General features: G+C 35.4%; 6 protein-coding genes. 5 read left to right on the forward strand and 1 reads right to left on the reverse strand.

Going from position 1 to position 3,852, the window contains the following annotated elements; genetic code table 11:
- Positions 1 to 45 precede the first annotated feature (45 nt).
- On the reverse strand, positions 46 to 294 hold the full coding sequence (locus tag ACFIKU_RS09380) for a helix-turn-helix transcriptional regulator (RefSeq protein WP_375657348.1): 249 nt from the start codon (positions 292 to 294) through the stop codon (positions 46 to 48).
- 109 nt (positions 295 to 403) lie between these two features.
- Between ACFIKU_RS09380 and ACFIKU_RS09385 the strand changes: the two genes are divergently transcribed.
- The 5 genes from ACFIKU_RS09385 to ACFIKU_RS09405 all read left to right on the forward strand — a co-directional run bounded on the left by ACFIKU_RS09385 (position 404) and on the right by ACFIKU_RS09405 (position 3,673).
- Positions 404 to 1,021 (forward strand): S24 family peptidase, encoded by a 618-nt coding sequence (locus ACFIKU_RS09385; protein ID WP_375622548.1) that lies wholly within the window; start codon positions 404 to 406, stop codon positions 1,019 to 1,021.
- Positions 1,022 to 1,177: 156 nt separating this feature from the next.
- Entirely contained in the window at positions 1,178 to 1,552 is a 375-nt protein-coding gene (locus ACFIKU_RS09390; protein WP_375657349.1) for a hypothetical protein, read from the forward strand.
- A 59-nt stretch (positions 1,553 to 1,611) separates the two neighbouring features.
- Positions 1,612 to 2,046, forward strand: coding sequence for an antA/AntB antirepressor family protein (locus ACFIKU_RS09395; RefSeq protein WP_375657350.1), 435 nt, complete (start codon positions 1,612 to 1,614; stop codon positions 2,044 to 2,046).
- Entirely contained in the window at positions 2,039 to 2,782 is a 744-nt protein-coding gene (locus tag ACFIKU_RS09400; RefSeq protein ID WP_375657351.1) for a Rha family transcriptional regulator, read from the forward strand. The genes ACFIKU_RS09395 and ACFIKU_RS09400 overlap by 8 nt, the downstream gene beginning before the upstream one ends.
- Before the next feature lie 363 nt (positions 2,783 to 3,145).
- Positions 3,146 to 3,673, forward strand: a complete 528-nt coding sequence (locus ACFIKU_RS09405; protein ID WP_375627592.1) for an antA/AntB antirepressor family protein — start codon at positions 3,146 to 3,148, stop codon at positions 3,671 to 3,673.
- Positions 3,674 to 3,852 lie beyond the last annotated feature (179 nt).

Raw genomic sequence — 3,852 nt, forward strand, 5'->3', positions numbered from 1 at the left:
TGATGACGCGTAATCTATTAATTTGATCTCTTTATTTTTGCCTGTTTAAGAATGTGAATGCTGCTGTTGATGTTCATTATTATCTGTAGAAGTAGTAAAAGCAGGCATAAAGCTAGAACTATCCTTCAACTTTTGCAGCTTGAGATAATTTATTACGGAGATAGATCCTCTTTTTTCCCACTTGCAAACAGCTGCTTGAGTTACACCAAGCATTTTCGCCATTTCTGATTGAGTCCAATTAAATTTGCCCCGTATTGACTTAGTCAAATTCTTAAAATCTTCTCGTTGATCCATTTACAAGCTCCAATTACAGCTTTGTCTTATTTTATTCATATAATTATAGTTATATAAAGTCAATGAAATTTATCTTTATCAACGATAAAAAAATAAGGTAAGCAGAAGTATGAGTAATAAATCTAATATCATAAGCACATTAAAAAAGATTTTGACCGAGTTTAACTTAACGCAAGAAGATGTAGCCAAACGGCTAAACGTAACACAAGCTTCAGTGTCTAAGTGGTTAAAAGATTCTGATCCACGCGGCTCTAATCGAGACGCCATTTTAGAATTATATAAAGAACTAAAAGGGGACAATCACTTAACGACTTTTGTTCCTCTTATGGGGTATATTGGAGCAGGAACACAGATAGACCCAAGTTTTGAACAAATCCCTGAAGATGGTCTTGAACAAGTAGAAATTCCTTTTGCTTTACCTGATGATATGGTTGCTTTTGAAGTTAAAGGAGATTCTATGATTCCAGCCTATAAAGATGGAGATATGGTTATCGTAAGACGGCGCCAAATTAAAACAATAGAATCCTTTTTTGGCAAAGAAGCCGTTATTTTAACACATGATAATAAAAGATATATAAAGCAGATTAGCAGGGGCATGAATGGTGAAATAGATCTGCTTTCTTGGAATGCCTTACCTATTAAGAATGTTAAAATTGTGTGGGTTGGAGAGATATTTGCTATTTTGCCAATAAGTTCTTACAGCAAGATGATTCGGACTTATCGCTAGTTATCCTCTCCTCTTATTCAGCAAGATATTATAATATTTTTTATAAAAATATAACTTTTCATAATTTTTTGCTTGCTATTTTATAATTATAGTTATATAAGTAATTATACAAACCAGGCACAAACAATTGCCAAGAGGCGTTAGGGAGGAGAAATTATGGAAAATCCAATTCTTATAAATTCTGATGAAATTTTATTAGTTGTCTATAATGATGATCAAAACATTGGTCGGTCTGGACCACTAGATGAAAGCCAAGTTCTAAAAATTATTGACGAGGCAGATGATGCAATCCAAATCTTTCGCATCAATCCTTCTGAGAATAATTGTGAAGATATCTCTGAAGAAATTGCAGAAGCATATGTAAAAGAAAATATCGAACATCTCCATGAGGAGAGTAAAGTTCATGACTTTGTACGCGAGAGTGTTGCTTACCATGACCTTTTATCTGATTTAGCAGACGAAAAATATAATGATGAGATGTTTGGTACTTACGAACAACAACACCGTTTGCGTCCTTGTGATGTGCTTTAAAAATTCTTAAGGGCGCATTTAAAAGCGCCCCTTTCAATCCCATCAATATGAGGTTCGTCATGGAAACGTTTATTGCTACTCAATACAACACTATTCAACATCAAAAGGTTCAAACTATTAGCGCTCGTGATTTATATACCTTTTTAGAGGTAAAAACCGAGTTTAGAAAGTGGATAACAAACTGTATTAAAGAACTTAGCTTTAGAGAAGATGTCGACTTTGTACTTTCTACTAAAAAATTATCAAACTCCTCACGTGGAAATCCTTTTAAAGATTATGCTCTCACTTTAGACACAGCAAAACACATTGCCATTTGTGAACCTGGTCTCAAAGGTAAACAAGTGCGTGAATATTTTCTGAAATGCGAAAAAAAAGCAAATTCAAAAATCGATTATTCAAATCCTGAAACATTAGAAGATTTCTTAAGACATCTAAGACAGCAAATTAAGCACAATGACAATGTTGTCGCAGCGAACGGAGTGAAGCATGCGTAATTTTATTACAACATCTGAAAGCAATTTTCAAAACACAACAATTCCAACCATGTCTAGTCGTGAAATTGCAGAATTGTGTAGTAAACAACATAAACACGTTATGCGTGATATTAAGCAAATGCTTAAAGAGTTGCACTCTAAAAGTACTGAGCCCAAATTTGGGCTGAGTGAATTTGTAGGTTTTTACAAAGATTCAACTGGTCGCACTCTCCCTTGTTACAACCTTCCTAAACGTGAATGCCTCATTTTAGTTTCGGGTTACAGCATGACATTACGCGCTAGGATTATAGACCGTTGGCAAGAGTTGGAAAAGCAAGCAGTAACACCACAAATCGACTATTCAAGTCCAAAGGCTATGATTGGCTTTTTGAATTACCTACAAGGTCAAATAGATCAAAAAGACACCATCATTGAAGATTTAACACCAAAAGCCATGGCTCTTGAAAGCTTACAACGTCATGACGGACTGTTTAGTCTTACAGAAACCGCTAAAATACTCGAGATACAACCAAAACAATTCATTCTCTTCTTACAGAAAAAAGGTTGGGTTTACAGACGAGCAGCAGGTGGAAATTTGCTTCCTTATCAAGACAAAATCCAAAAGAAACTTATGGATTGTCCAACCATCACACTTCAAACCGCAAGTGGAATAGAAAAAGTCATTCCTTGCGCAAAAATCACAGCAAAAGGAATTGGTGTGCTGTCTCAAGAGCTTAAAAGACAAACCATGCATTAATTAAGGAATGCAATAATGAAAAAGAAATACGAATTTACTGATGAAATCGATATAATCTATTTGCGTCAATTTTCAAACTTTTTATTTGACAATATACTATCAGTATGTCTATTGTCGAATCAGGTGCTTGAAAAACACCTTAAATGCATAGCGGATGAATTGCCGAAACAATTTATTTTCCGCACATTAAAGGCTTTGACTCGTTGTATGTTACACGCATATAATGACTTTGTCGGGTGTAGTTACGCTATACAATACTCTTTATGGGGAAAGCGTAACGACGGACTATGCACCGTGTTTTTCAGCACCCGGCATCCTTTATTGGATGTCAATGAAAAACATCTAACTGCATAGGAGTTCATTATGAACACTCTTATAAAAATCACAGAGCAAATCATTGATCAGGAAACTGTTCAAACCGTTAATGCGCGTGACTTGCATGCATTTTTGGAAAGCAAACAAGATTTCTCTACTTGGATAAAAAAACGCATCATTGCTTATTCTTTTCTTGAAAGGCAAGATTTTATCCGCTTCCACAAAAAAATGGAAGCGAACAATGCTATAGCAGTAGAATATCATCTCACCCTAGATATGGCGAAAGAGCTTTCCATGGTTGAACGTAATAAAAAAGGACGCCAAGCACGTCGTTACTTTATTGAATGTGAAAAGAAACTAAAACGCCAATCTGTTGATTATGACCATGATACACGCTTTGATTTGCCAAGTTATTGGGAAGGTATGAATGCTGGTGAAAAAGTTTTGTATCTTCTGGGTCCAATTCATGTTCGTCTTCTTGATGCCTTCAGAGTAGATGAAGAGAACAGAAAATATAAAGCCCTCATTAAAGAAGCAAAACAGGTCTTAGAAAGATCTGTCGTAAAAGCTGCTTAGTTTAAAATATGATTTCATTTCCTCGTCTTTTCAGACGGGGAGGTGGTCAATATAACAGTCTCTAGAAACAGGATTGTAAAAACCAAACAACCATTTTTCAAAACAAGCGTGATTCACGCCACGGGGGAATTGCGCGCGAGATGGAGGAAATAAAGATGAGTGAACAAAACACTAACCTA

The sequence above is a fragment of the Bartonella sp. CM120XJJH genome, from assembly GCF_042194715.1.
Classification (GTDB): Bacteria; Pseudomonadota; Alphaproteobacteria; order Rhizobiales; family Rhizobiaceae; genus Bartonella.